This window comes from Vibrio sp. 1249-1 (assembly GCF_033340495.1).
The window spans coordinates 1-797 of record NZ_JAWOWJ010000378.1 but is presented as its reverse complement, the minus strand read 5'-3'; the positions used below and the strand labels follow the sequence as shown (position 1 = coordinate 797).

Below are 797 nucleotides of genomic sequence, written 5' to 3'. Positions count from 1 at the left end.
CACAGTAACGACAGGTGCGGGTGATCTGCCTTGGGGCATCACACGACTCATTGGCGGTCTAGCATTTAGCCTTGGTTTGATTTTGGTGGTGGTTACTGGCGGCGAGCTTTTTACCAGTTCGGTTCTGACTCTGGTTGCGCGTGCGAGTGGCAAAATTTCATGGAAAACGCTGGTTAAAAACTGGTTTGTGGTTTATTTCGGCAATATGGTTGGCGCTATTTTGCTGGTGGCGTGTATGTTGGTGACAAAGCAATACATGTTCGACCACGGTCAAGTTGGTTTGAATGCCATGGCCATTTCACAACATAAATTGCACCATGGTTTTTTTGCGGCGGTTGCACTTGGCATCATGTGTAACGTGTTAGTTTGTATTGCGGTTTGGATGACATTCAGTGGCCGTACATTAACAGATAAAATCGCGGTAATGATTTTGCCAGTAGCGATGTTCGTCTCCGCTGGTTTTGAGCACTGTATTGCGAACATGTTCCAAGTTCCAATGGCTATTGGTATCAAATACTTTGCGCCAGAAGCCTTCTGGCAAATGACAGGTGCTGATATCGCAAATTATGCGGACTTGAACATGATGGGCTTTATCGTTAACAACCTTATCCCAGTCACGATCGGTAACATCATCGGCGGCGGTGTGTTCGTCGGTATGTGGTACTGGATGATCTATCTACGTGATGAAGACAAGCATCTGCGATAGAGCCCAAAGAAAGAGAAAGGCGAGCTAGGTAGCTCGCCTTTTTTGTACGTCGTATTTGGGTGAAAGTGCTTTCTAAATCAGCTCTTCATTG

General features: G+C 46.2%; 1 protein-coding gene. It reads left to right on the top strand.

From position 1 onward, the window contains the following. On the top strand, window positions 1-706 hold a 706-nt coding region (gene focA, locus R7Z50_RS26485; RefSeq protein WP_318149612.1), incomplete at its 5' end, for a formate transporter FocA. Between the last annotated feature and the right edge of the window lie 91 nt (window positions 707-797).